Below are 22,586 nucleotides of genomic sequence, written 5' to 3'. Positions count from 1 at the left end.
GAGCCCGACACCGCCCGTACGGAACCCTGGGGAACCCACCCGCCGCGACCAACCGACACAATGGCGCCATGAGGTTGATCCACACGCTGCTCGGCGTGCTGCTGCTCCTGCTCGTCGTGGGCAGCATCCTGCGCACCCTGGTCGTCCCCCGCGGCCTCTACTCGGCTCTGGTGCACCGGCTCTGGGGGGTGCTGCGCACGGTGCTGCGGCTGTGGGCCACGCCGTTCGGCAGCTACCGGGCGCAGGACCGCGCGCTGACCTGGCTCGCCCCGCTCGTGCTGCTCGGCATGCTCGGGGTGTGGCTCAGCGGGATGCTGCTCGCCTACACCCTGCTGCTCCACGGCACCTCCGAGCTCAGCTGGTCGGTGTCCATCCGGGAGGCCGGGTCCAGCCTCTTCACCCTCGGCTACGCCAGCGGCGAGCGGCTGCAACTGTCCGCGATCGACTTCATGGCCGCCGCCAGCGGCCCGCTGGTGATCGCCCTGCAGATCGCCTACCTGCCCACCCTGTACGCCGCCTACCAGCGGCGCGAGACCGAGGTGACCCTGCTCCAGTCCCGGGCGGGCGAGCCTGCCTGGGGGCCGGAGCTGCTCGCCCGGCAGTCCCTCGTCGACACCGAGACCGCGCTCCCCCAGCTCTACCGCGACTGGGAGCGCCTGGCCGCCGACATCGGCGAGAGCCACTCCAACTACCCGGTGCTGCTGTCCTTCCGCTCCCCGCAGCCCAACCGCAGCTGGGTGGTCGGCCTGACAGCGGTGATGGACGCCGCCGCCCTGCACCTCGCCCTCTGCCCGCGCTCGGCCCCGCCCGAGGCCAGGCTGGTGATCCGGGCCGGATTCACCGCGATGCGCGACATCGGCCGCTCACTGCGCGTCGACTTCGACGCCGACCCGGACCCGGAGACCCCGATCCGCCTCACCTACGGCGAGTACCTGGGCGCCGTCGCCATGATCACCGCCGCCGGCTTCCCGCGCGAACGCCCGGTCGAGGACGCCTGGCGGCACTTCCACGGCTGGCGCGTCAACTACGAGGCGCTGGCCTACGAGCTCGCCCGGCGCAGCGACTCCGTACCCGCGCTGTGGACCGGTCCGCGCGATTTCCGCGCCCCGGTCATCCCGCCGGCCCGGCCCACCGACCGCCGGCCGGAGAACTCCCGGCCCTCGCCGCCGCCGCTCTGACCAGGCGTTCTACGCAAGGACGTCAGGAGGAGGCGACCAGGAACGCCGCGATCCCGACGAACAGCGCGGCGGACACGCCGGTGACCAGGCTCTGGCTGCGGACGCCCAGCCGGCGGCCGGAGCGCGCGACGGCGTAGGCGAAGACGGCCTCCAGCCCCGAGGCGACGACGAACCAGGTGACGGTGAACAGGAGCAGCCCCGGCCAGCCGGCCAGGTGCCGGGCCCGCATCATCGTGGGCGTGCCGGTGGCCAGCCAGAACGTCCAGGTGAGCGGGTTGGCCAGGTTGGCGGTGACGCCCTTCCAGAACGCCCAGGACTCGCTCACGGCGGGAACGGCCTCGCCGCGCCAGAGCCGTCGTGCGTCGCGGGCGGCGAGCGCGGCGAGCCAGAGGAAGCAGACCGCCCCGGCGATGCCGACCCAGAAGGACGCCCGGGCGACCGCCGTGATGATCCAGGCGAACGCCAGGGCGGGTATCAGCAGGATCAGGTCGGCGGTGGCGGAGCCGAGGATGACGCGCAGCGCGGGGGCGAACCCCCGGGTCGCGGCGGTCTGGAGGATGGTCACGAAGATCGGGCCGACGGACAGCGCCGCACCGGCGCCGAGCATCAGGCCGAGCCAGAGCACCTGGATCACGACGGGTCCTCCTCCTTGTTCCCGGGCGGCTTGGGGGCGGCGAGGTGCGCGCTGGCGGTCGGTTCCTTGATGGTCTCCAGCGCGATGGAGGTCACCGTCCGGCTGACGCCGGGGATGGCCCGGACGCGGGCCAGCAGGCTACGCAGTGACTGGGGCGAGGCGGTGCGGATCTTCAGGACGTAGCTGTCCTCGCCGTCGACGTCGTGGCACTCCAGGATCTGGGGCTCGTCCCGGACGAAGGTCTCGAAGGGCTCCTGCTCACCCTCGTCGGCGTACGTCCCCACGCGCATGTAGGCGACCAGGTCCTGCCGGAGCGCGCGGGGGTCGACGAGCGCGGTGTAGCCGCGGATGACTCCGTCGCGCTCCATCCGCCGGATCCGGGAGTACACCGAGGGCCCGGTCAGCCCGACGGTCTTGGCGATGGCGGCCTGGGTCGCCCGGCCGTCCTCCTGGAGGAGGGCGAGGATCTGGAGGTCGACCTCGTCGAGCTGCCGAAACGTGTCTTCGTTCAATGTCTCCCGCCCTGGCAAACGATGCGTAGGTGACATGCTAGATCACCGACCGATTCGTTTGCCAGGGATCGAGCGAAAGTGGCCAGCGGACTGGCCGGGGGTTCACCCCCACACGTAGTCGATGTCCGTCGGGACCAGCTCGAAGACCGGGGCGAACCGCTCGACCGCCTCCCGGCCGACGGCGTAGGACTGCGCCAGGCATCCCGGGTCGCGGAGGCCGGCTCCCCACAGGGTGTCGTGGATCAGCCGGGCGTGGTCCGCCAGGACGTCGGCGCTCTTGGCCAGCCAGGGGCCGCCGGTCGTGACCCCGTCGAGGCCCTCCTCGGTGAGCCGGCCCAGCTCGATCACGGCGGCCACCGTGTCACCGAAGGACTGCGGGTCCCGCGAGAGGTAGCGCAACAGCTCGGCGGAGTAGGCCTCCTCCAGCGGCAGCGGATCCGGCAGCAGCGCTGCGGCGGACAGCAGGCCGAGGCTGTCGGCGTAGGACTCCTCCAGAGCCATCTTCTCGAAGGGCGGTGAGTCGCCCGTCCGGCCGACGGGCTCGGAGGACTCGACGAGCCGCCAGAAGTGCCCCAGGTCGTGGCAGCGGAACCACACCAGCGACGCCTCCAGCAGGCGTTCCACCGTGTTCTCCGGCCGGCGGTCGGCGAGACGGCTGAACAGCGGGAGGGAGCAGGCCTCGAACCGGGCCTGGTGCACGTTGGTGAAGACGACGGTGAAGTCCTCCCCGTGGACCTCTCCGTCCGGGACCTCCAGCGGGAAGAAGTGGGCGAAGTTCTTGTGCCCGAACGAGGTCTCGCCCCCGGCCAGCACCAGGCGGGCCGCGTTCATCGCGGGCAGCGCGGCACAGTCCATCCGGACCTCCCCCTCCAGGGCGTCGGCCACGACGCGGCGGACGGTGTCCAGGTTCGCGTCCACGGTGTCCACGTAGGCCTGGCGGGCCGGGTCCGGCAGCGTGACCAACAGGCTGACCGGCACCCGGGTCGCCCGCCGGCCCCAGGTGCCGAGCGGCCCGCAGTACAGCCAGGGCTCGCTCGGGGACGGCCTGCGGATGGGCGAGGTCGGCCACCGGCCGGTCCGGGCGTACGCGCCCAGGGTCTGCGCGCCCTCGCGGGCACAGCTCGCCAGCTCCGGCCGGGCGTCCTCCTCCTGGTCCGCGACCCCGGCGAGCACGAGGGCGGCCTGCCGGGCCAGGTGCTCCTGCGCTTCGGTGCCCTCCCGGGAGAACGGGAAGGTCTCCAGGACGGCCATCCCGTCCAGCAGGGACTTCACGGTGAGCAGGCCCTCCCAGGTCCGTGGGAAGGACTTCCGCAGCAGTTCGAAACCCGGATCGATCTCCTTCATGGCGACCCGGGGTTCGGGCCGGTGCCAGAAGGGCCGGGAAACGACGTCGATCGGGGGCGTCAAGGACAGCAGGGACATGGGAATCCTCCGGTACGTGCGTGTTTTCTCATCACTGCAGGGAAAAGCCCAGCACCGGGCGCCGGGAATTGACGGAACGGCTCGTCATCGACGGCCGTGACCGTATGTCCCGGTGAATGCTCGCAATTCGACGATCAATAGAGAACCGTCATCGAATCCGCGCAGCAGAAACTCCCGAGCCGTGGCAGAACGGCTCAAGGCGTCATTGATCAGCACGTCCGGTCGGAGTGCTGTGAAGCGCAGGCCTGGCTCAGGCGGTCAACTGATGTCGACGCCCTCGACCGCGCAAAAAACCGACGGAAAGTCGCCATCCCGTCGACTGGAACAAAGTGACATCAACGCCACCCATTACGCATGCATTTACGAGTGGAACAACCCGATTTGACCTTGCGGTGGATCAGCGTCTGATCTTCATGGGGAACACAGTAATCCACGGACGATCAGGTACGCAACAAGTTCCGGTCGGAACCGGAGGCGACGCCACTCGGTCACGCATTTCCGCTGGTTGGACGGCTCTTGGACGACTCCGGGACAACTCCTACCGTCGGATCCTTGGTGCGGAGTCTCAGACCGACACCGGACCGCCGTCGGCCAGCGAGCGCTCGGCCGCCGCCAGGATCTCCACCACCCGCAGACCGAAGTCCGCCCCACAGGGGTGCGGTTCGCCCGAGGCGACCGAGGCCAGCAGGGCGTCCACCGCGCGGTGCAGAGCGACGGTCGGGGCCTCGCCCCGCTCGGGCAGCTGCGCCACCCCGTGCTCGCCGCGCAGCTCCATCGCGACGCCGCCGCCCGCCCGCGGCGCGGTCAGGCTGAGCGCCATCGTGCTGGAGGCGCCGCCGGCGTGCCGGACCACCAGGTGCACGGTGTCCAGCGGCCCGGCCACCGCGGTGATCTGCGTCGCGTCGCCGAGCACCGGCAGCAGCACGGACAGCGCGTGCGGGCCGACGTCCCACAGCGCGCCCTTCTCGCGGCGCCACGGCGAGGCCGCGTACGGGCTGGTACTGCCCGGCGCGAACACCGAGCCCAGCCAGTCCGAGCGGCCGGTGAACCAGCCGCCGAGCTCCGCCTGCCGCTCGATCCACGGGATCTGGTCGCCGCCGAAGCGGACGGTGAAGAACACCACCGAGGCCACCGCGTGCGCGCGCACCGCCTCGGCCACCGCCCGGGCGTCCGGCACGGCGAACGCGACCGGCTTGTCCAGCAGCAGGTGACAGCCCGCCTCGGCGGCCCGCACCGCGAGCCCCGCCTGGACGGACGGCGGCAGCGCGACGGAGACCGCGTCCACCTCGGCCAGCAGCCGGTCGAGGTCGCCGTAGCCGGGCACACCGTGCGCCGCGCCCAGCGCCTCGGCCGCCTCCGGGCGGCGGCCCCAGACGCCGGTGAACTCCAGCCCGGGGTGCTCCGCCAGCACGGGCGCGTGCACCCGCTCGGCCCAGGTGCCGGTGCCCAGCAGTCCGATCCGCACGATGTCTCCGCTCCTTCTGTCGCCCCGCGCGCCTCTGCGGCTCAGCCCTGCGCGCTTCCCGTGGCTCAGCCCTGCGCGCTTCCCGTGGCTGAGCTATGCCGCTCCTGTGTGGGTCAGTCCTGCACGCGGACCAGGGTGAACCCGTCGTAGCCCTTGCTGCCCACCGTCTGGACGGACGTCCCGGTGACCCTCGGCTCGGCGGCGATCAGCTCGTGCAGGGTGCGGGTGCCGACGACCGCCGGGTCGGTGCTGGTGGCATCGGCGATCGCGCCGCCGCGCACCACGTTGTCGATGATGATCAGCGAGCCCGGCCCGGTCAGCTGGAGGGCCCGGCGGAAGTACTCGGGGTTGCTCGGCTTGTCCGCGTCGATGAACACCAGGTCGAAGGGCTGCTCGTCCTGCTCGACCAGCGCCGCCAGCGAGTCGGCGGCCCGGCCGACCCGCACCTCGGCGACCTCCCCCAGCCCGGCGCGGGCCAGATTGCCGCGCGCCACCTCGGCGTGCCGGGGGTCGAGTTCCAGCGAGATCAGCGTGCCGTCGGCGGGCAGCGCCCGGGCCAGCCAGATCGTGCTGTAGCCGCCGAGCGTGCCGACCTCCAGGATCCGGCGCGCCCCCTGGGTCAGCGCCAGCAGGTGCAGCAGCTTGCCCTGGTTGGGCGCCACCGCGATCCGCGGGAGCCCGGCCGCGTCGGCGGCGGCCGTGGCCGCCTCCAGCGCCGGGTCGTGCCCGACCAGCTGCTCGGAGATGTACGCGTCCACGGCGTTCCACGTCGTCTGCGGCGTCATCGGGCCCTCCAGTGGTGCAAGATCGGCAGGTTCCAGCCGATGCTACTCCGGGGGCCCGACGACGCCGGGACGGCTATCCGTGACGTTCCGTCACTCGGCGACGGGAGCCTTGAGCGCCTCGGCGGCCTTCGCCGCCTCCTCCGCCTCGATCTTGGCGTGGGTCTTCGCCGCCCGGCGCTTCATCAGCCAGGCCGAGGTGGCGCCCACCACGACGGCGGCCGCCAGGCCCGCCCAGGAGAACCGGGACAGCCACGGCTCGATCGCCTTGCCCACCTTGAAGACCAGCAGCGTCGTACCACCGGCCCAGATCACGCCGCCCAGCACGTTGGCGATCAGGAACTTCCAGTACGGCATCTTGAGCGCGCCCGCCAGCGGACCGGCGAAGATGCGCAGCAGCGCGATGAAGCGGCCGAAGAAGACCGCCCACATGCCCCACTTCTGGAACGAGCGCTCGGCGGTGGCCAGGTGCGAGGGCCCGAAGTGCTTGGGGAACTTCCGTCCCAGCTTCTCGAAGAGCGGCTTGCCCCCCTTGCGACCGATCGAGTACCCGATCGAGTCGCCGATGATCGCGCCCGCGATCGCGCAGGCCGCGATCCCCCACGGGCTCACCACGCCCTTGACGGCCATCAGGGACGCCGTGACCAGGGCGATCTCACCGGGCAGCGGGATGCCCAGCGACTCGACCCCGATGATCAGGCCGATCAGCGCGTACACCGCAGTCGGTGGGACGCTCTCGATCCAGGCGTCGATGTGCAAGGCCAGCACCTCCGTGGCAGGTCGGGACGGCCCCGGCTCCCGCTGGAGCCGAACACCCGTCCCGGTGGTTGTCCGATGGCGGCACCAGGCCGCTCCCCCAGGGCGCAGCCTAACGTGCCGGGCGGCCCGTCCCCCTGGCCGATCACTGCTGGTTACGACGTGCGCCCCGCCGTCAATAGTTCCAGCCTGACCGGTGATCCTTCAAGATTGGGCAAAACCGCTTGCGACCCCGGCCCATGCCGTCTTTACGGCTTCTACGACTTCTACGGCTGTGGTGATGGCTCGGCGAAGTCCAGGACGGTGACGGAGAGACGGCGGGTGGCCAGCGGCGGGACGGTCATGGCCAGCGGCAGCAGGACACCGAGCGGTCCCCGCCCGCCGGTCGGCCGGACGTCCCGCACGCCCACCACGGCCGGACTGGCGGTGCGGAGCTTGTCCCGCTCGTCCGCGTCCATCGCCCACGGCATCGGCGGCACCCGGTACCCGTGGAGTCGCAGCCTCCCCGTCACGGTGAGCCGGCCGAACCAGCGCGGCACGGCGTCCAGCACGAGCGAGCCGCCCGGGAAGCGCTCCGCGCAGTCCGCGATCAGGGCCCTCACCCGGGCCGGCGGCAGGTACAGCAGGAGTCCCTGGGCGCAGAGCAGCACCTCGCGGTCATGGTCCACCTCGTCGGCCCACCCCAGGTCGGTGGCGTCGGCGGCCAGGTAGCGCTGACGCGGGCCGGGCGGCAGCAGCTTCTCGCGCAGCGCCACCATCTCCGGCAGGTCCACGCTCAGCCAGTGGGCCCGCCCGTTGTCGACCCGCCAGTACTGGGTCTCCAGGCCGTCCCCGAGGCAGACCACCGTGCCGCGCGGCTCCCGGGCCAGGAAGTCCGACACCTCGCGGTCGAAGCAGGCCACCCGCAGGGCCTGGAGCTGGGCCTGGGTGCCGCTGGCCCCGAACCGCTCCGCGAAGGGGTAGTCGAGCCGGTCGACCAGCTCGACGGCCTTGGGGTCGTCGAGCACCGCGTCGGGCCGGCGCGCCTCCAGCGCCCGGTACCACAGCGTCCACAGCGCCGTCTCGGGCACCTGCTCCAACTCCGGCCGTTCCCCGCCGCCGCTCATACCGACTCCTCTGTGGACAACCCGGCCGCCCGAACCCGCCGATTCTGACACCCGTCCCACGGCCCCCTTCCCCGCGACGCGCCGTCAGGACCCGAGCCACGGGGATCGGGTCCCCGCTACGGCCGGGCCGGGCCGGTGGCGTCTGCGGAGGGGAGGCGGGTGGCGGCCCAGGCCGCCTCGATCATCCCGAAGATCTCGTCCACCGCCGCGTCCGGATCGGGCGCCTCGCGGGCCACCGAGTAGGCATCGATCACGAACCTGGCGATCGCCCGGCTCGCCGTCGCGCCCCGCGACAGTTCGGGATCGGCGGCGATGGCCGCCGCCAGCGACTCCGCGTGGCGCAGCCGCATCGACTCCTCGTACTCCCGCAGGGCGGGCGATTCGTCGATCATGCGCCAGATCGGGGCGGCGCCGTCCGCGGAGCAGTGCCGGACGAGGGCCTGGATCTCGCGGCGCAGCGCGGGGATCAGCGGCTGGTGCGGTGCCCGGTCGGTGACCGCCCGGGTGAGGCGCTGCTCGAAGTCGTCGTCCCGCTCGAACACCAGGGCCTCTTTCGAGGCGAAGTGGGAGAAGAGGGTGGTGACGGCCACGTCGGCCTCGGCGGCCACGTCACGGATACCCACCGCCTCGTACCCGCGGTCCAGGAAGAGCCGGAGGGCGGTGTCGGCGATCTTCTGGCGGGTCGCGGCTTTCTTGCGCTCGCGGCGGCCGGGCGGCTCGGTCATGGGGTGACCCTAGCAGGTACGGAACAAAAACAGTTCCAAAAGGCTAACCGTTAGTGTTACGGTCCGTCGCATGAAGAAAGTGAACATCGCCGAGTTCGGCGGTCCTGACGTTCTGCACCTCATCGACGCCGACAAGCCCCACGCGGGCCCCGGCCGCATACGCATCGCCGTACGGGCGGCGGGCGTGAACCCCGTCGACTGGCGGATCCGCGAAGGCCAGAAGCTGGGAGCCCATCCGACCGTCCTGCCCTCCGGGGTCGGACTGGACGCCGCGGGGGTGGTGGACGAGGTCGGCGAGGGCGTCGAAGGGGTCGAGATCGGCGACCGCGTCTTCGGCGAAGGCTCCGACACCTACGCCGAGTTCGCCGTGCTGTCGGCCTGGGCCCGCATGCCCGAGGGCCTGACCTTCGAAGAGGCCGCCGGGTACCCCTCCGTGGTGGAGACCGCCCTGCGCATCATCCGCGAGGTCGGCGTGCAGCCCGGGCAGACGCTGCTGGTCAGCGGCGCGTCCGGCGGTGTCGGTTCAGCGGTGCTGCAGATCGCCCGCGACCGCGGCATCACGGTGATCGGCACGGCCGGGGCCGCCAACCAGGACTACCTGCGCAGCCTGGGCGCCATCCCCACGACGTACGGCGAGGGCTGGGTCGACCGGGTGCGGCGCCTCGGCCCGGTCGACGCCGCCCTCGACCTGGCCGGCTCGGGCGTGATCCGCGAACTCGTCGAACTGACCGGGGACCCGCAGAAGGTGATCACCATCGCCGACCTCGGCGCACCCGATCTCGGCGTCCGCTTCTCCGGCGTGGCCGGGAGCGTACCGGCGGCCCTGTCCGTGGCCGCCGACCTCATCTCGCGGGGGAAGCTCCACATCCCGGTCGAGAAGTCCTACCCCCTCACAGAGGCCGCCGCGGCCCACATCGACAGCCAGGCGGGCCACACCCGCGGACGCCGGGTCATCATCCCCTGACCCCCGCACCACCCTCCCGGCCGCATGCCGCCCACCCCACCCGCTGCGCGGCATGCGGCCACCCCTGCCCGAGCCCCGGCCCGCGCCCGCCCCTCCGTCCCCAGCCGAAGTCGATACAGTGCGTCCCCCAACAGGGGCCGCCTGGGGAGGAATTGGTGAAACAGGCCGGGCGTCGACGAGTTCGACGAGCGCTTCCCGGGTAGAACCGGGGCCCCAACCGGCGCGGCCTGGGTGAGCGGTGGCCGCCGCCCGCCTCAGCCGACGCTGAAGGCGCCGTCCGGCGGGGGCGGGGAGTCGGTGGCGTCGGCGTCGGTGACCGGGGCGGTCCGGCCGACCAGGGCGGCCAGCTCCTCGCCCTCGGTGAGCCGGGCCGGGAAGATGTCGCCCGCCAGCAGGCGGGTCAGTTCCGCCGTCGGGAGCGGCGCCGTCGATCCGGCCAGCAGGATGTTGCCGTACCGGCGGCCGCGCAGCACCGGGGCCTCCGCGACCAGGAGGACGTACGGGAACACCGCCCGCACCGTTGCCGCCTGGGCCTTGGCGAAGGCCAGTGGCGGGCCGTCCGCCAGGTTGGCGGCGTAGCAGCCGCCGGGGCGCAGGGCGGCCGCGGCCAGCCGCAGGAACTCCACCGAGGTGAGGTGGGCGGGGGTGCGGGAGCCGTGGAAGACGTCCGCGATCACCAGGTCCTGCGAGTCGGCCGGGGTGGCGGCCAGTGCGGCCCGGGCGTCGCCGACCGTGGCGGTGATGTCCGCGCCGGGGCCCTGCCAGGGCAGGTGTTCGGCGACCAGGTCGAGCAGCGGCCCGTCCACGTCCACCACCCGCTGGCGGGAGCCGGGGCGGGTGGCGGCCAGGTAGCGCGGCATCGTGAAGGCGCCGCCGCCCAGGTGCAGCACGTCCAGCGGACGGCCGGCGGGAGCGAGGGCGTCGGCGAGGTGGCCGATCCGCCGGGTGTACTCGAATTCGAGGTGGGTCGGGTCGGCCAGGTCGACGTAGGACTGCGGGGTGCCGTCGAGGGTGAGCAGCCAGCCGCCGTCGCGGTCGATGTCCGGCATCAGCTTGGCGAAGCCGAGGTCGGTGGTCCGCCCGACCGGCACCGGCTCGTCCGTCACGCGTTCTCCCCGACCGGCTGGACGTCCAGGTAGGCGGCGAGCCAGCGGTCCAGCTCGGCGAACACCTTGGTGCGGGCCGCCTCGCCGGAGAGCACCAGGTCGTGCATGCCGCCCTCGATCCGGACCACCGTGACGTGGCGGCCGAGCTTCGGGCCCTGCGCGGCGATGTCGTCGGCCCGCAGCACGGCGTCGGCGTGGTGCAGGCCCTTGTGCCAGGTGGTGGTGGAGATCGACCTGGTCGAGGCCATCAGCAGCACCGGCACGTCGATGCCCAGCCCGAGCCGCAGCTGCCGGTGACCCTGGTGGATCGCGGCCAGCCAGCCCGCGTACAGCGGGAAGCCCTCGGCGGGCTTGAGCCGGAGGTCGAAGTCCCACTCGCCCTTGTGGTCCCGGTGCAGGCTGTGGGTGTAGTGCGGGTTGAGCGAGGAGGGCAGGATCCGGGTCGGCTTCAGCCGCCCGATCGCCGTCACCACCGGGCCGCCGGCGGTGCGCACGGCCGCTCCGGCGGGCATCGACAGGAACGGGCTGTTCAGGAACAGCCCGTCCACCACGCCCCGCCCGGCCCGACGACCCGCCCACAGGGCGCCGACCAGGCCGCCGGTGGAGTGCCCGTTCAGCAGCAGCTGCCGGTGGCCGTCGACCTCCCGGATGATCCGCACCGCCTCGTCGATCTCCTCGTCGTACTCGGCGAGGCTCCGGACGAAGTTCGGCGACTGGTGCGGCCGCAGCGAGCGCCCGTACTTGCGCAGGTCCAGGGCGTAGAAGGAGAAGCCGAGCGCGGCGTAGTGGTCGGCCAGATTGGTCTGGAAGAAGTAGTCGTTGTACCCGTGGATGTACAACACGGCCCGCTCGGCGCCCGGCACCAGCCGCCGCACGAGGGTCGCGCAGACCGCCCCCTCGTCGTCCGACCGCAGCTCCAGCTCCGCCGCCTCGTAAGGGGCTCCCAGGATGTCTTCCCGAAACTCCATCTGCCGCCGCACCCGTTCCTCTGCTCCGCCCGCCGCCACGGCGGGTGACCACCCGTTCCGCCCCGACCATACCGGCCGGTAGCTACGGGCTGCGCGGCGACGTCCGCGCGGGGCCGCTCGCCGTCGCCTGTCGTGCCCCTGACCAGGGTAGCCGCGCGCCTGCCGGCCGCTTCCCGTGCGCCTGCTGTGCGCCGGTGGTCGTGTGGAACGCTGCCCGGACGGACACGGCGAGTTGGGAGAACAGATGGATTCGTCGCTCTACCGGTCGGCCTCCGAGGCGATCGCGGCCCCGCCGGAGACCTTGGCCTACGTGGCCGGGTTCGACCGGTCGGCGCAACGGCCGGACGCCCTGCTCACCGTCGACACCGACCCGGAGTCGGTGAGCTACGGAAAGGTGCTCAACTTCGCCGAACTCTCCACCCTCGGTGACGAGTTGCACCACTTCGGCTGGAACGCCTGCTCCAGCGCGCTGGCGCACGCCTGCCACGAGAACCCGGAGCGGCGGTACCTGCTGCTGCCCGGGCTGCGGTCGTCGCGGCTGCACGTGATGGACACCCGTCCGGACCCGGTCCGGCCCCGGCTGGTCAAGACGGTGGAGGCCAAGGAGCTCGCGGCGAGGGCGGGCTACTCGCGCCCGCACACCCTGCACTGCGGCCCGGACGGCGTCTTCCTGTCCTGCCTCGGGGCGGGGGACGGCGGCGACGGGCCCGGCGGGGTGGCGCTGCTCGACCACACCACCTTCGATGTGCTGCGCCCCTGGGAGACCGAGCGCGGGCCGCAGCACTTCGCCTACGACGTCTGGTGGCACCTCGGGACGAACGTCGGGGTGACCAGCGAGTGGGGCACCCCGTGGATGGTCGAGGACGGCGTGCTGCCCGAGCAGCTGCTCGGCCGCAAGTACGGGCACGCGCTGCACTTCTGGGAGCTGGACTCCGGGCGGCACCTCCAGCGGGTCGACCTCGGGGACCAGTACCAGATGGTGCTGGAGCTGCGCCCGGCACACGACCCGCAGGCGGAGTGGGGCTTCGCCGGGGTGGTGGTGAACGTCGAGGACCTCTCCTCCTCGGTGTGGCTCTGGTACCGGGAGGGCCCGGCCTTCACCGCACGCAAGGTGATCGAGATCCCGGCCGAGCCCGCCTCCGCGGACGAACTGCCGCCCGCCCTGCGGCCGTTCGGGGCGGTGCCGCCGCTGGTGACGGACATCAACCTGTCGGTGGACGACGGTTGGCTGTACGTGTCGGCCTGGGGCACCGGCGAGTTGCTCCAGTACGACGTCTCGGACCCGTTCCACCCCCGGCTCGCCTCCTCGGTGCGCCTGGGCGGGGTCGTCGCCCGGACGCCGCACCCGGCCGAGCCGGGGCGGCCGCTGAACGGGGCACCCCAGATGGTGGAGATCAGCCGGGACGGGAAGCGGCTCTACCTCACCAACTCCCTCTACGGCGCCTGGGACGACCAGTTCTACCCGGACGGCATCGACCCCTGGCTGGTCAAGCTGGACGCCGACCCGGTCAACGGCGGGCTGAGCGTCGACGAGCGCTTCTTCCCGCACGGCGCCGACTTCCGGGGGCTGCGCGTCCACCAGACCCACCTGGCGGGCGGAGACGCCTCCTCGGACTCCTACTGCTACCGGTAGGAAGGGGCCAGGAGGCTACCGGGCGAGCACCTGGTCGTACCTCACCCGCGCCAACGGGAGCCCGGCCGCCAGCAGTTCGGTCCGCACCGAGGCGACCATCCCGGCCGGCCCGCTGACGCACGCCAGGTGCTCGCGCCAGTCCCCGGCGCCGGCGACGGTGTCGGCGAGACGGCCGGCCGTCACCGGGGTGAGCGCCAACCAGGGTTTGTGAAGGGCGAGTTCGGAGAGCGCGCGCCAGTCGTAGAGGTCGGCCCGGTCGCGGGCGCCGACGAAGAGGTGGACGCGGCGGCCCGGCGGGCGGTGGAGGGCCTGCTGTTCGACGATCGCCTTCATCGGGGCGAGACCGGTGCCGCCCGCGACCAGCAGCAGGTCACGGGCCGGGTCGCGGCCGAAGCCGTCGCCGACACCGCCACCCCCGCCGTCACCGCCGCGGTCGCCCTCGCCCTCCGGCAGCAGGCTGCCGCGCGGCGGGCCGAGGCGCAGCCGGTCGCCGACGGCGGTGTGCTCGACCAGGGCCGCGCTGACGCCGCCGGGACCGGTGCGGCGGACGTGGAACTCCACCTCGTTGTCGCCGCGCGGGGCACAGCCCATCGAGTACTGCCGCCAGGTGTGCGGCAGCGCGGGGTGTTCGACGGTGCCGTACTGCCCGGCCCGGTACGGGTACGGCTCGCCGGTGCGCACCCGCAGAACGGCGAGGTCGGGGCGGCGGCGCTCGTGGCCGGTCACCAGGGCGTGCCAGTACGGGGGTTCGGCGAGCGCGGAGTCGGCGCCGGCGACCATCGCGCCGACGGCGAAGCGCAGCATCCGCACCCAGGCGGCCTCCAGGTCCCCGGTCCAGTGCTCGCCGGCCCGGTGGCGGATCGCGGCGCACAGGGCCCCTTCGAAGGCCTCGTAGTGGACCGGGCGGACGCCCAGTTTCCGGTGGTCGCGGCCGAGCCGCCGGAGCATCCGGGCCAGTTCGACGGGCTGGTGGAGGTGGTCGATCAGGTGCTGGAAGACGCGTTCCAGATGGGCCTGCTGGAACTCCATCGAGGCGGGGAAGAGCGCCCGCAGGTACGGGCGGCGGCGGAACATGACCGTGTAGAGGTGGTCGATCAGCTCCGGGAGCGGGGCGACCAGGTCGAGGTCGCGCCGGATCAGGTACTGGTCCCCGGCACCGTCGTAGCCCTCGTGGCCGGCGGAACCGGGACCGCGGGAGGCGTCACCGGAGGAGGCCTCCGACGGCGAGTCGGGGGTGAGGAGTTGGCGCCGCAGTCGCATCGCGTGGTGGCGGGCGATCAGGCGGTCGTACTCGGCGGTGGCGGCGGCGGCCTTGCTGCTGTTGTCCATGACCGGCCCAGTCAACTGCCGCCCGCCGGGGGCGAGAAGGGCCGATGGGCCCGGAGGGACCCGGGACCATCGGCCCTCGGTGGAACGCCGGAGCGGCGAACCGGACCGGCTACCGGTTCTGCTCGGCGACCCGGTCGACCCGGTCGGCCTGGTCGCCGGCCTCGGCCCGGTCGGCGGTCGACGCCCGGCTCGCCGCCGACGCCCGGAGTTCGGTGGCATCCCAACTCGCCAGCAGCCGCAGGGATTCGGCGGACGCCGAACCGGGCTCGGCATGGTAGGCGACCAGCACCTGGTCGGCGTCCCCGGCCGGGCGCAGCGTCTCGTACTGGAGGCTGAGCGGCCCGACCACCGGGTGGTGCAGGCGCTTGGTGCCGTGGCCCTTGTCCTGGATCCGGTAGGTGGCCCAGAGGCTGCGGAACTCCTCGCTCTTGACGGAGAGTTCGCCGACCAGCGAGGCGAGGGCCCGGTCGTCCGGGTAGAGTCCGGCGTCCAGGCGCAGCAGGCCGACGACGTCGCAGGCCTTGGTCTCCCAGTCCTCGAAGAGCTCTCGGGCGGCCGGGTCGAGGAAGACGTGCCAGGCCATGTTGCGCTGCTCCGGCGGCATCGCGGCGAAGTCCCCGAGCAGGGCGGCGCCCAGCCGGTTCCAGGCGATGATGTCCAGCCGCCGTCCCAGCACGTACGCGGGCACGCTCTCCATGGTGTCGAGCAGTTGCTGCAGCGCCGGCCGCACCCGCTGGGGGCGGCTCGGACCGGTGCCACCGGGGCGGCGGCGGGCGGGCTTGGTGAGCCGGCCGAGGTGGTCGCGCTCGGCGGGGCCCAGGCGCAGCACCCGGGCGATGGCGTCCAGCACGGCGGCGGAGACGTTCTCGCCGTGGCCCTGTTCGAGCCGGGTGTAGTAGGCCGTGCTGACTCCGGCGAGCTGGGCCAGCTCCTCGCGCCGCAGCCCGGGCACCCGCCGGCGGGTGGTGCCGGCCGGCAGGCCCACGTCCTCGGGCCGCAGCCGGGCGCGGCGGGATCGGAGGAACTCGCTGAGTTCGGTGCGCTGGTCCATGAGTGCAGTATGCGGGCCGGAGCGGGCGCCGGGGCACGGGCGAGGGTGATACTGCCGTGCGTAGGTTCCCCGGTCGTACGTTCCGTTTTCGTGCGATGAACAATGATCTGGCTGGGCCCTGCGCCCCGCCGCAGTCTGATGGGCATGACGAACGAGACGACCCAGAGCACGACCCCTGCTGCCACCCCCACCCCCGCCACCCGCACCGTCGCCGCCTACGCGGCCCAGCGGCCGAAGGCCCCGCTGGCGAAGACCACCGTCACCACCCGGGCCGTCGGCGAGCACGACATCGTGATCGACATCAAGTACTCCGGTATCTGCCACTCCGACATCCACCAGGTCGGCGAGGACTGGGGCCCGGGGATCTTCCCGATGGTCCCGGGCCACGAGATCGCCGGTGTGGTCGCGGAGGTCGGCCCGGGCGTGACCCGCTGGAAGGTCGGCGACCGGGTCGGCGTCGGCTGCTTCGTCGACTCCTGCCGGAAGTGCGACAACTGCCGGGCCGGCCTGCAGCAGTACTGCACCGGCGAGGGCGGGATGGTCTTCACCTACAACGCCACCGGTAAGGACGGCCGGCCCACCTACGGCGGCTACGCGGCCGAGCTGGTGGTGGACGAGGCGTACGCGCTGCGCATCCCCGACGCGCTGCCGCTGGACGCCGCCGCGCCGCTGCTGTGCGCGGGCATCACGCTGTACTCGCCGCTGGCCCACTGGGGCGCCGGTCCGGGCCGGAAGGTCGCGATCGTGGGCCTGGGCGGCCTCGGCCACATGGGCGTGCAGCTCGCCCACGCGATGGGCGCCGAGGTCACCGTGCTCAGCCAGTCGCTGCGCAAGCGCGAGGACGGACTGCGGCTCGGCGCGGACCACTACCGGGCCACCTCCGACCCCGCGACCTTCGAGGAGCTCGCGGGCAGCTTCGACCTGATCGTCAACACGGTCTCCGCCGATCTCGACCTGACCGCCTACATCGGCCTGCTGCGCACCGACGGCACCATGGTGCAGGTCGGCATGCCGGAGAAGCCGGTCTCGGTGCACCCGTTCCCGCTGGCCCTCGGGCGCCGTTCGCTGGCGGGGTCGGCGATCGGCGGGCTGCCGGAGACCCAGGAGATGCTGGACTTCTGCGCCGAGCACGGCATCACCGCGCAGATCGAGCTGATCCGGGCCGAGCAGATCAACGAGGCGTACCGGCGGGTGCTGGACGGCGATGTCCGGTACCGCTTCGTGATCGACGCCTCGACCATCTGACCGCCGGTCCGGCGGCCCCCGAAGCGTCCCGAGGGACGGCCGGCCGGCCGGAGGGACGAACGGAAGGGAACGCCCCGCCCAACCGGTGCTCTCCCACCACCGGTTGTGCGGGGCGTCGCCGATGACTCCAGGCGGCCGTCAGACCCCGGCCCCCGCCGCCCGGCGCTGCGCGCGCCGGTCCTCCCGCCGCTGCCGCCCACGGCGCAGCGGCTGGTCGGGCAGCCACCCGAAGGTCAGGCAGGCGCCGACCACCCCGAGCAGCATCCCGATCAGGAAGCCGCCGAGGTTGGACGTCACCCAGCTGGCCAGCGAGGCGAGCACCGCGAGGATGGAGTAGAACAGCCGCTGCGTCGGGTTGAACAGGATCAGCAGACCGCACAGCAGCATCACCGAGGGCACCAGGTACCCCGCCAGCCCCACCAGTGAGATGTGCAGCAGGACGGGCAGCGGGGCCCACAGCGTGAACAGGATCTCGGCGCCGCCGAGCGTCACCAGCAGCCCGCCCCAGAACGGTCGTCGGCCCCGCCAGTCACGCCTGACCGGACCCGCGGGGCTCGCGGGCGCGGCGGTCGGAGCGGACGCTTCGGACGCAGCGGGAGCTGCGGCGGGGCCCGCGGCGGGGGCGGTGGCCGCGGCGGGGGTGGCGGCCGTCCCCTGGGCCGTCACCGCCTCGGCCCGCGCCACGGCGCCCTCGCCGGTCGCGGCCGGCTCCGGTACGGACTCCGTCATGCTCAGCAGCCCTTGGAGCTGAAGCTCAGCCGCAGGTTGGGCAGCTTGAACCCGACGGCGGTGCTCGCGTAGTTGTGCTGATTGAGGTGGGTCAGCTGGACGTGGTCGGCCTGCTGGCCGAAGACACCGGGCTGGCCCTTCCCGACCGGGCCGGCCTTGGTGTAGGTGCTGGCGTCACCGCCGATCTCGATGTTCTTGAACTCCGCGTCGCCGGACAGCAGGTCGGAGTCGGTGGTGAGGTCGGAGGCGGAGACCGGGGTGCCCTGGTCGCCCGCGTGGATGACCAGGTTGACGCCACCGAGGTCGACGCTCTGGCACAGGTTGGTGATCTGGGCGGTCTTGATCGCCGACACCGCCACCAGCACCTGCCCGCCGGTGTTCCCCGCGTTCGGGCTGTCGGGGATCATCGAGTCCAGCGAGCCGAACTGGGCGAAGCCGTCGCCGTCGAGCTTGTCGGCCGTGATGGTGAACGGCATGCCGGAGATGGAGAACTGCGCGGCGAGCACGCCCTGGGCGGTGAGCGTCATCAGGATGCCCCCGACCGCGACGGCCGGTACGGCCATCAGGGCGGTGCGCTTGATCCGTACCCGGCCTCTTCTGGTCCCGGTCGGCGTCGGGGTCTCCGCCGCGACGGCGGCGTCCTCGGACATGGCCATGTGTGCTCCCTGTGGAATGAAACGGGTGTGCAGGCACCGGCACGTTGCCCTGGCGCGGACAGCGTTCCGCGCTTTCCCGGCCGGGCCGTCCGCCGCTCGGCGGCGGGGTGGTCCGGTCGGGGCGCGATGAGTAACTGGAAGCTACTGCTCGGTAGTTGCCCGGTCAATACGGGTGCACGAAGGATCTTCACCGATCCTCGACGCGAGCCGCCGGTCCGCCTCGGTCGGCCCGAGAAAGGGAGCGAGGCAGAACATGCTCAACACCGGTAGCAGTTCCGGAAGTTGATCAGTGTGACCGGAGGCGATCCGGCGGTAGATCGCGCTGTACACACCGCCCACCACCGCGTCCACCATCTCCTGCACATCTACTTCGCCCGGGAGTTGGGGCACCTCGGCAAAGAACGCCCGGAAGCGGGTGAGGAGTTGATCGCGCTCGCGCCGACCGGCGGGCCCGACCGCCTCGATCTCGATCACCGCCATCGTGGCGAAGGACGGTGTCCCGGCAAGGAGTTGGAGCATCGCTCCGAGCGCCTCCCGGATCCCGGCGCACCAGTCGGACTCGGCCGCGAAGGCCGCCGCCATCCGCCGGATCACCACCCCGGTGCCGAACCGGTGCGCGGCCAGGAAGGCGTCCTCCTTGCCGCTGAACAGCTCGTAGAAGACCGGCCTGGTCACCCCGGCCGCCCGGCAGATGTCGCTCACCGTCGCGTGCTGGTAGCCGCGTTCGGCCACCGTCCGGACCAGCCCGTCCAGCAGCCGTTCGCGCTGGGTCGCGGCGACCACTCCGGCGGGCTGCCGGCGCGGGCCCGGCTTGATCGACCTGGCCGGATCACGGCCGGCCCTGGCACCCGGCAGGAGGAGCACGTCGGAACTCCGGAGGGGCTTGGGATCCATCACCAACTCCTTTGGCCTGTATTGACATTGACGCAACACCCGGTTTACAACACTGCCAGGTTTCCAACCGGTTGGTGCGCAGGCCACCACCGGCCGAACCCGACACCGCTGCACTGCACGCAACACCGCCGAACCGCACGAGCGGGCCCGTGGCGCCGGGCCCGCCCCTTCTCGCGGTCCGCCGGAGCTCCGGTACGCCATGCACCTCCCCCGTCGTGCACACCACCACACCCGCACGCGGGACTCCCCCACCCGTCCCCGGACGGAGAGAGGCACCCTCATGCGCATCCGTCGCACGCTCGCAGCCGCATCCCTCGCCGCCTTCGCCCTCACCGGTGCCGCCGTGGCACCCGCCCAGGCCTCCGCCGCCGCCGTCCTGACCCAGGGCAGCGCGTCCGGCCCGGCCATCGCCGTCGGTGACACCCTGGTCGCCAACCTGGCCCCCGGCACCGCCGCCACCTTCACCAACGGCCCCGGCAGCACCAGCGGGGTGAGCTGTGCCAGCTCCTCGTTCTCCGCGACCGTGACGTCCAACCCGGCCGCCCCCGGCAGCGCGACCGAGCAGCTCAACAGCCAGTCCTTCGGCTCCTGCACCTCCAACGTCTTCGGCGTCCGGAGCGTGAAGAGCGTCACCGCCACCAGCCTGCCCTACACCAACACGGTCACCTCCGGCTCCGGCTCCAACGTGTCGCTCAACGGCACCAGCGCCGGCCCGGTGGGCATCACGGTCGTCCTCAACACCCTCCTGGGGACCGTGAACTGCGTCTACCAGAGCCCCAGCGGCATCACCGGCTCCACCTCGAACACCGACAGCAGCATCAGCTTCTCCAACCAGCCCGCCAACCTGGTCTCCGGTCCCGGCCTGTGCTTCTCGACCGGCTACTTCAGCGCCACCTACGGCCCGGTCACCGACACCGCGGCCGCCGGCAGCCCGGTCCTGTACGTCAACTGACGCCCGGGACCACCGCTCCGCATCCGAGCGGCGTACGGCGGGCAGCAGCCCGTCGTACGCCGCTCCACCGTGCGGAACCCGGACCCGGCGACACGCACGTGACCGGCCGGTAGGGTGGCGCCGCGCGGGCCCGACGGAACGGGCCCGGCGAACCGGAACGGGGCGCTTCGGATGACCAGCGGCAGCAGCGGGAACGGCGACGGGACGGGCTTCTTCACCTCGGTGGCGGACACCGCCGAGCGGCTCGCCGCCACCGGCTACCTCGCCTCCACCGCCGTGGCCACCACCGTCTTCCTCGCCGACCGGCTCGGCAAGCCCCTGCTGGTCGAGGGCCCCGCCGGGGTCGGCAAAACCGAACTCGCCAAGGCCGTCGCCGAACTGGGCGCCGCCCGGCTGGTGCGGCTGCAGTGCTACGAGGGCATCGACGAGGCCCGCGCCCTCTACGAGTGGAACCACGCCAAGCAGCTGCTGCGGATCACCGCCGGCCGCGACGAGGGCTGGGACCGGGCCCGCGGCGACATCTTCGGCGAGGAGTTCCTGCTCGCCCGCCCACTGCTCACCGCCATCCGCGGCGAGGAGCCCACGGTGCTGCTGATCGACGAGATGGACAAGGCCGACGTCGAGGTCGAGGCCCTGCTGCTGGAGGTGCTCAGCGACTTCCAGGTGACCGTCCCCGAACTCGGCACCATCACCGCCGGCCGCCGTCCCTTCGTCCTGCTCACCTCCAACGCCACCCGCGAGCTCTCCGAGGCGCTGCGCCGCCGCTGTCTCTTCCTCCACCTCGACTACCCGGAAGCCGAGTTGGAGCGGCGGATCGTCCGGCTCAAGGTTCCCGGCCTGGACGACACCCTGGCCGCCTCGCTGGTCCGGGTGGTCGGCGCGCTGCGCGCCATGGAACTGCGCAAGGCACCGTCCGTCGCCGAGACCATCGACTGGGCCCGCACCCTGCTCGCCCTCGGCGCCGACTCCCTGGACGAGACCGTCGTCCGGGACACCCTCGGGGTGATCCTCAAGCACCAGGACGACGTCCGCAAGGCCGCCCAGAAGCTCACCCTCGCGTGACCGCGGCCGGGCCCGCCGACACCGCCGCCCGGCTGACCGCCCTGGTCCGCGCCCTGCGCGGGCACGGCCTGCGGATCGGCCCGGCCGAGACGGTGGACGCCGCCGCCGTGCTCGACGTGCTCGGCCTCGCCGACCGCGAGCAGATGCGGGCCGGCCTGGCCGCCGCCCTGCTGCGCTCGGACGGCCAGCGGACGGTCTTCGACGCCACCTTCGACCTGTTCTTCCCGCTCGCCGTCGGCACCCCCGAAGCCCTGCGCGTCGAGCCGCCGCCCGTACCGGACGGCCCCGAGCCGCCGCGCTTCGGCCGCCCCGACCCGCTGCGCGACCGGCTGCGTGAGCGCCTCGCCGCCGCCCTGGCCGCCGACGACCTCGCCGCCCAGGCCCGGCTGGCCGGCGAGGTCGTCGAGGCCTTCGGCCGGTACGGCGCCGGCAGCACCCCCGGCTCCGACGGCTGGTCCGCCCACCAGGCGCTGAACCGCCTCTCCCCCGAGACCCTGCTCGCCCGGATCCTCGCCGCGCTGCGCGAGAACCCCGGCCGGGAGGACCCCACCGGGGAGGACCTCTCCGACCGCGTCCTCGCCGACGAGATCCGCCGCCGCATCCGCGACTTCCGCGCCCAGGTCACCGGCGAGGCCCGCCGCCGGGTCGCCGAACTGCGCGGCCCCGAACGGATCGCGGAGCGCGCCGTCGCCCCCACCGCCGACCGGATCGACTTCCTCCACGCCGGCCGCGAGCAGCTCGCCGAACTGCGCCGCACCGTCCACCCGCTGGCCCGCAAGCTCGCCACCCGGCTGGCCGCCCGGCGCCGCCGCGCCGCCCGCGGCCGGATCGACCTGCGCCGCACCCTGCGCCGCTCGCTCACCACCGGCGGGGTCCCGCTGCGCCCGGCGTACCGGCTGCGCCGCCCGGCCCGGCCGGAGCTGGTGCTGCTGTGCGACGTGTCCGGCTCGGTGTCGGGTTTCGCCGACTTCACCATGCTGCTGGTCCAGGCGATGGGCGAACAGTTCAGCAAGGTCCGGGTGTTCGCGTTCGTCAACCGCACCGCCGAGGTCACCGACCTGCTGCGGCGCGGCCAGGACGACCCGGCCCGCCTCGCCGCGCGGATCCTCGCCGAGGCCAAGGTGACGGGCCACCACGGCAACAGCGACTACGGCTCCGCCCTAGGCGAGTTCGCCGACCGCCACCTGGACGCCGTCGGCCCGCGCACCTGCGTCCTCGTCCTCGGCGACGCCCGCACCAACCACCGCGACCCCAACCCGGACGCCCTGCGCCGGATCGCCGCCCGGGCCCGGCGGGTCTTCTGGCTCAACCCCGAACAGCCCGCGCTCTGGTCGACCGGCGACTCCGCCGCCCCGGCCTGTCAGGCGGCCACCGGCCTCAGCGGGTGGTGGGGGATTGATCCCCCATGGGGAGTTTC

Annotated in this window: 21 protein-coding genes and 1 pseudogene; 7 read left to right on the top strand and 15 right to left on the bottom strand. The window is 72.9% G+C overall.

The genetic code is table 11. The features are described from left to right. Nucleotides 1–68 precede the first annotated feature (68 nt). Nucleotides 69–1,178, top strand: a complete 1,110-nt coding sequence (locus ACIRVF_RS17510) for a hypothetical protein (protein WP_402817828.1) — start codon at nt 69–71, stop codon at nt 1,176–1,178. A 22-nt stretch (nt 1,179–1,200) separates the two neighbouring features. On the opposite strand, the gene ACIRVF_RS17505 is transcribed toward ACIRVF_RS17510, so the two are convergent. From ACIRVF_RS17505 to ACIRVF_RS17470, 8 genes are all read right to left on the bottom strand, one after another. Further along, nucleotides 1,201–1,812, bottom strand: coding sequence for a LysE family translocator (locus ACIRVF_RS17505; RefSeq protein ID WP_402817825.1), 612 nt, complete (start codon nt 1,810–1,812; stop codon nt 1,201–1,203). Beyond that, nucleotides 1,809–2,324 carry an Lrp/AsnC family transcriptional regulator gene (locus tag ACIRVF_RS17500; protein WP_402817822.1) on the bottom strand — a complete coding sequence of 172 codons (516 nt, stop codon included), beginning with the start codon at nt 2,322–2,324 and terminating at the stop codon, nt 1,809–1,811. Before ACIRVF_RS17500 ends, ACIRVF_RS17505 begins: the two co-directional genes overlap by 4 nt. Before the next feature lie 102 nt (nt 2,325–2,426). Next, on the bottom strand, nt 2,427–3,746 hold the full coding sequence (locus ACIRVF_RS17495; protein WP_402817819.1) for a hypothetical protein: 1,320 nt from the start codon (nt 3,744–3,746) through the stop codon (nt 2,427–2,429). A 565-nt stretch (nt 3,747–4,311) separates the two neighbouring features. Continuing rightward, nucleotides 4,312–5,211: a Gfo/Idh/MocA family protein gene (locus ACIRVF_RS17490; protein ID WP_402817816.1), complete on the bottom strand. Its 900-nt coding sequence runs from the start codon at nt 5,209–5,211 to the stop codon at nt 4,312–4,314. 113 nt (nt 5,212–5,324) lie between these two features. Beyond that, nucleotides 5,325–5,996 carry an O-methyltransferase gene (locus tag ACIRVF_RS17485; protein ID WP_402817812.1) on the bottom strand — a complete coding sequence of 224 codons (672 nt, stop codon included), beginning with the start codon at nt 5,994–5,996 and terminating at the stop codon, nt 5,325–5,327. A gap of 90 nt (nt 5,997–6,086) precedes the next feature. Then, nucleotides 6,087–6,752, bottom strand: a complete 666-nt coding sequence (locus tag ACIRVF_RS17480) for a DedA family protein (RefSeq protein WP_402817809.1) — start codon at nt 6,750–6,752, stop codon at nt 6,087–6,089. 263 nt (nt 6,753–7,015) lie between these two features. Next, nucleotides 7,016–7,855: a class I SAM-dependent methyltransferase gene (locus ACIRVF_RS17475; protein ID WP_402817806.1), complete on the bottom strand. Its 840-nt coding sequence runs from the start codon at nt 7,853–7,855 to the stop codon at nt 7,016–7,018. Between the two features lie 116 nt (nt 7,856–7,971). Then, nucleotides 7,972–8,580: a TetR/AcrR family transcriptional regulator gene (locus tag ACIRVF_RS17470; RefSeq protein WP_402817803.1), complete on the bottom strand. Its 609-nt coding sequence runs from the start codon at nt 8,578–8,580 to the stop codon at nt 7,972–7,974. Nucleotides 8,581–8,650: 70 nt separating this feature from the next. Here ACIRVF_RS17470 and ACIRVF_RS17465 point away from each other — a divergent pair, with 70 nt between their 5' ends. Then, nucleotides 8,651–9,544, top strand: a complete 894-nt coding sequence (locus tag ACIRVF_RS17465; protein ID WP_402817800.1) for an NADP-dependent oxidoreductase — start codon at nt 8,651–8,653, stop codon at nt 9,542–9,544. 254 nt (nt 9,545–9,798) lie between these two features. Here ACIRVF_RS17465 and ACIRVF_RS17460 read toward each other — a convergent pair whose 3' ends face one another. After that, on the bottom strand, nt 9,799–10,593 hold the full coding sequence (locus ACIRVF_RS17460) for a spermidine synthase (RefSeq protein WP_402818511.1): 795 nt from the start codon (nt 10,591–10,593) through the stop codon (nt 9,799–9,801). 53 nt (nt 10,594–10,646) lie between these two features. Beyond that, the gene (locus ACIRVF_RS17455) at nt 10,647–11,618 is read right to left on the bottom strand and encodes an alpha/beta hydrolase (protein ID WP_402817797.1); all 972 of its coding nucleotides are present in this window, start codon (nt 11,616–11,618) and stop codon (nt 10,647–10,649) included. Between the two features lie 244 nt (nt 11,619–11,862). On the opposite strand from ACIRVF_RS17455, the gene ACIRVF_RS17450 reads away from it, so the two are divergent. After that, entirely contained in the window at nt 11,863–13,251 is a 1,389-nt protein-coding gene (locus ACIRVF_RS17450; protein WP_402817794.1) for a selenium-binding protein SBP56-related protein, read from the top strand. A gap of 15 nt (nt 13,252–13,266) precedes the next feature. Here the strand turns inward: ACIRVF_RS17450 and ACIRVF_RS17445 are convergent, their stop codons facing one another. Both ACIRVF_RS17445 and ACIRVF_RS17440 read right to left on the bottom strand, forming a co-directional pair. After that, nucleotides 13,267–14,580 carry a globin domain-containing protein gene (locus ACIRVF_RS17445; RefSeq protein WP_402817791.1) on the bottom strand — a complete coding sequence of 438 codons (1,314 nt, stop codon included), beginning with the start codon at nt 14,578–14,580 and terminating at the stop codon, nt 13,267–13,269. A 109-nt stretch (nt 14,581–14,689) separates the two neighbouring features. Next, complete coding sequence (locus tag ACIRVF_RS17440) at nt 14,690–15,631, bottom strand: helix-turn-helix domain-containing protein (RefSeq protein WP_402817788.1); 942 nt, start codon at nt 15,629–15,631, stop codon at nt 14,690–14,692. Nucleotides 15,632–15,775: 144 nt separating this feature from the next. Here ACIRVF_RS17440 and ACIRVF_RS17435 point away from each other — a divergent pair, with 144 nt between their 5' ends. Then, complete coding sequence (locus ACIRVF_RS17435) at nt 15,776–16,876, top strand: NAD(P)-dependent alcohol dehydrogenase (RefSeq protein WP_402817785.1); 1,101 nt, start codon at nt 15,776–15,778, stop codon at nt 16,874–16,876. A gap of 138 nt (nt 16,877–17,014) precedes the next feature. Here the strand turns inward: ACIRVF_RS17435 and ACIRVF_RS17430 are convergent, their stop codons facing one another. The 3 genes from ACIRVF_RS17430 to ACIRVF_RS17420 form a co-directional block, all read right to left on the bottom strand. After that, nucleotides 17,015–17,542: a DUF6114 domain-containing protein gene (locus ACIRVF_RS17430; RefSeq protein WP_402818508.1), complete on the bottom strand. Its 528-nt coding sequence runs from the start codon at nt 17,540–17,542 to the stop codon at nt 17,015–17,017. Between the two features lie 65 nt (nt 17,543–17,607). Next, the gene (locus ACIRVF_RS17425; RefSeq protein WP_402817783.1) at nt 17,608–18,261 is read right to left on the bottom strand and encodes a DUF6230 family protein; all 654 of its coding nucleotides are present in this window, start codon (nt 18,259–18,261) and stop codon (nt 17,608–17,610) included. Between the two features lie 141 nt (nt 18,262–18,402). After that, entirely contained in the window at nt 18,403–19,155 is a 753-nt protein-coding gene (locus ACIRVF_RS17420) for a TetR/AcrR family transcriptional regulator (protein ID WP_402817780.1), read from the bottom strand. 280 nt (nt 19,156–19,435) lie between these two features. Between ACIRVF_RS17420 and ACIRVF_RS17415 the strand changes: the two genes are divergently transcribed. The 3 genes and pseudogenes from ACIRVF_RS17415 to ACIRVF_RS17405 form a co-directional block, all read left to right on the top strand. Then, nucleotides 19,436–20,107, top strand: a complete 672-nt coding sequence (locus ACIRVF_RS17415; protein ID WP_402817777.1) for a Tat pathway signal sequence domain protein — start codon at nt 19,436–19,438, stop codon at nt 20,105–20,107. A 171-nt stretch (nt 20,108–20,278) separates the two neighbouring features. After that, the gene (locus tag ACIRVF_RS17410; protein ID WP_402817774.1) at nt 20,279–21,169 is read left to right on the top strand and encodes an AAA family ATPase; all 891 of its coding nucleotides are present in this window, start codon (nt 20,279–20,281) and stop codon (nt 21,167–21,169) included. Next, a pseudogene (locus ACIRVF_RS17405) lies at nt 21,166–22,527 on the top strand (VWA domain-containing protein); the annotation flags it as partial. The gene ACIRVF_RS17410 and the pseudogene ACIRVF_RS17405, both read left to right, overlap by 4 nt. Nucleotides 22,528–22,586: the final 59 nt, after the last annotated feature.

This window comes from Kitasatospora sp. NPDC101157, from assembly GCF_044768255.1.
Lineage (GTDB): Bacteria > Actinomycetota > Actinomycetes > Streptomycetales > Streptomycetaceae > Kitasatospora.
The sequence above is the reverse complement of the archived record's forward strand: the minus strand, read 5'-3'. Positions and strand labels throughout refer to the sequence as shown.

Coding starts and splice junctions, on each gene's coding strand:
- ACIRVF_RS17510 (WP_402817828.1), top strand. CDS start 69: ATGAGGTTGATCCACACGCTGCTCGGCGTGCTGCTGCTCCTGCTCGTC.
- ACIRVF_RS17495 (WP_402817819.1), bottom strand. CDS start 3,746: ATGTCCCTGCTGTCCTTGACGCCCCCGATCGACGTCGTTTCCCGGCCC.
- ACIRVF_RS17485 (WP_402817812.1), bottom strand. CDS start 5,996: ATGACGCCGCAGACGACGTGGAACGCCGTGGACGCGTACATCTCCGAG.
- ACIRVF_RS17475 (WP_402817806.1), bottom strand. CDS start 7,855: ATGAGCGGCGGCGGGGAACGGCCGGAGTTGGAGCAGGTGCCCGAGACG.
- ACIRVF_RS17470 (WP_402817803.1), bottom strand. CDS start 8,580: ATGACCGAGCCGCCCGGCCGCCGCGAGCGCAAGAAAGCCGCGACCCGC.
- ACIRVF_RS17465 (WP_402817800.1), top strand. CDS start 8,651: ATGAAGAAAGTGAACATCGCCGAGTTCGGCGGTCCTGACGTTCTGCAC.
- ACIRVF_RS17460 (WP_402818511.1), bottom strand. CDS start 10,593: ATGCCGGACATCGACCGCGACGGCGGCTGGCTGCTCACCCTCGACGGC.
- ACIRVF_RS17455 (WP_402817797.1), bottom strand. CDS start 11,618: ATGGAGTTTCGGGAAGACATCCTGGGAGCCCCTTACGAGGCGGCGGAG.
- ACIRVF_RS17450 (WP_402817794.1), top strand. CDS start 11,863: ATGGATTCGTCGCTCTACCGGTCGGCCTCCGAGGCGATCGCGGCCCCG.
- ACIRVF_RS17445 (WP_402817791.1), bottom strand. CDS start 14,580: ATGGACAACAGCAGCAAGGCCGCCGCCGCCACCGCCGAGTACGACCGC.
- ACIRVF_RS17440 (WP_402817788.1), bottom strand. CDS start 15,631: ATGGACCAGCGCACCGAACTCAGCGAGTTCCTCCGATCCCGCCGCGCC.
- ACIRVF_RS17435 (WP_402817785.1), top strand. CDS start 15,776: ATGACGAACGAGACGACCCAGAGCACGACCCCTGCTGCCACCCCCACC.
- ACIRVF_RS17425 (WP_402817783.1), bottom strand. CDS start 18,261: ATGGCCATGTCCGAGGACGCCGCCGTCGCGGCGGAGACCCCGACGCCG.
- ACIRVF_RS17420 (WP_402817780.1), bottom strand. CDS start 19,155: ATGGATCCCAAGCCCCTCCGGAGTTCCGACGTGCTCCTCCTGCCGGGT.
- ACIRVF_RS17415 (WP_402817777.1), top strand. CDS start 19,436: ATGCGCATCCGTCGCACGCTCGCAGCCGCATCCCTCGCCGCCTTCGCC.
- ACIRVF_RS17410 (WP_402817774.1), top strand. CDS start 20,279: ATGACCAGCGGCAGCAGCGGGAACGGCGACGGGACGGGCTTCTTCACC.